The sequence below is a fragment of the Carnobacterium sp. genome (assembly GCF_032094055.1).
In the GTDB taxonomy this organism is placed as follows: Bacteria; Bacillota; Bacilli; order Lactobacillales; family Carnobacteriaceae; genus Carnobacterium_A.
Genome location: NZ_DAMDAK010000002.1, coordinates 50,176 through 52,159 on the forward strand (window position 1 = coordinate 50,176; position 1,984 = coordinate 52,159).

Annotated in this window: 2 protein-coding genes; both read right to left on the minus strand. The window is 34.5% G+C overall.

Features of this window, described 5'->3' with window-relative positions; genetic code table 11:
- The coding region (locus tag RT405_RS00735; RefSeq protein ID WP_396162932.1) for an NAD(P)-dependent oxidoreductase at positions 1-772 on the minus strand (772 nt) is incomplete at its 3' end.
- Between the two features lie 14 nt (positions 773-786).
- Positions 787-1,686 carry a phosphogluconate dehydrogenase (NAD(+)-dependent, decarboxylating) gene (gnd, locus tag RT405_RS00740; protein WP_313466775.1) on the minus strand — a complete coding sequence of 300 codons (900 nt, stop codon included), beginning with the start codon at positions 1,684-1,686 and terminating at the stop codon, positions 787-789.
- Positions 1,687-1,984 lie beyond the last annotated feature (298 nt).

The window sequence follows — 1,984 nt, forward strand, 5'->3', positions numbered from 1 at the left end:
ATTCTAAACCGCTTACAACAGCTTTTTCATCAACTAACGCACCTCTTGCACTGTTGGAAAGATAGACATGGTCTTTCATCATTTTGATCTCTTTCATAGAAATCATATGATAGTTCTCCTCTGTCAGGTTCGCACATAGACAGATAATATCTGATGATTCTAATAATTGATTCAAATCTACTTTTTTTGCTCCATGACTTTTGATATGCAACGCAGATTTGTAAGGATCGTACGCTAACACTTCGCACCGAAAACCATTACGAAGAATTTCAACAACACCACTTCCGGTATTTCCAACGCCAATAACTCCGACTGTTTTATTAAACAAAGCCCGTCCAACAAACTGAGCTCGATCATCCCAATGACCTTCTTTTACTCTTGAATTAGCTTCTGTTGTACAACGTAGAAGAGCCAATAAGTTAGTTATGTTATTTTCTGCCACTGCATCTCTTTCTACAAGCGCTGGAATAATCGTGACGAGGGTATCGTGTTTTTTAGCAGCTTCAATATCAATATTATTATAGCCAATCCCATGTCTAGTAATTAAAATAAGTTCATCTTTATTATCAAAAAAATCTTGTGTGAAAAATGGGGTAACACTGGCTATGATGATGTTGTATCCATGAAGAATTTCTGCTAAATCTCGTCCTTTGATTTCTCCATCAACAGTGAAGTGTTTAACTGAACCTAACTTTTCAAGTCGCTTTATATGCTCTGGAAAAACTTTCCCAAAACTACTTGAATTGACAATTGCGATATTATATTTCGTCATCTTCAAAGCTCCTTTTATTCTTTTTTTGCTTCTGCATGCCCGCCAAACCCATTGCGCAAAGCAGAAACTACTTTTGCAGAAAAGCTATCTTCCTCTTGTGATAAGTTTCTCATAAATAAGCTCAATGCGATTGTTGGTACTGGTATATTCATTTCTAAAGCTGTTTCAACAGTCCATTTGGCTTCCCCAGAAGCAACCACTACACCACGATAATCTTCTAAGTGCGGGCTGTTTCTAAATTGGTCTTCCGCAATCTCCATTAACCAACTACGGACAACTGAACCATTATTCCAAACACGAGCAACTTCAGCTAAATCAAAATCGTAATCACTCTTTTCTACAATTTGAAACCCTTCGCCAATTGCCTGCATCATGCCGTATTCAATGCCGTTGTGCACCATTTTCAAAAAATGTCCACTGCCAGTCTCTCCTGCATACAGGTAACCATTTTCAATTGCAATATCTTTAAATATTTGTTCGATAGATACAAAAACATCTTTATCACCGCCAATCATCAAACAAGCATCATTACGCGCTCCTGAAATCCCACCAGATGTACCGCAATCAAAATAGCTTACTCCTTTTTCCGCAAACTTTTCTGCACGACGGATAGAATCTTTATAATTCGAATTTCCACCTTCAATCACAATGTCTTGCGATACTAACAATGGCAGTATATAATCTAATACACTTTCCGTCGGTTCTCCTGCTGGCAACATCAACCAAATAATTCGTTTTCCTTTGAACGAAGCTATTAGCTTATCGACTGCTTGAAATGTAGCAACTCCTTCTTTTTCAGCAACAATTAAAGCTTCTTTTGACACATCCATGCCTTTTACATCGTATCCATGATCTTTTAGATTAAATGCCAGATTCAATCCCATTTTACCTAAACCAATGATACCCACTTCCATGATAGCGCCTCCAATCTTTATGAGTTCATTATATCGAAAAAACATTTTTTGTCAATATGATAAAAGAAAAAAATAATTTTTAATGAATATAATAAAAAAAACAATTTTTGAATATAAATTTCTTTTATTTGTTAAAAATAAATAAACAACTTGTATATTCCCTATTTTTTTAGAATTTGAAATCTAATCTCTATAAAAAATAACTATTTTTTGTTATTTCTACCCGAACATTTTTTTATTTTTTAAAAATAAAAAAATGTTTTTTTTAAAAAAATCTGCATGAGATTATACTCGTGCA

Excerpts from the sequence above, each read along its gene's own strand:
- gnd (WP_313466775.1), bottom strand. The coding sequence starts at position 1,686 with ATGGAAGTGGGTATCATTGGTTTAGGTAAAATGGGATTGAATCTGGCA.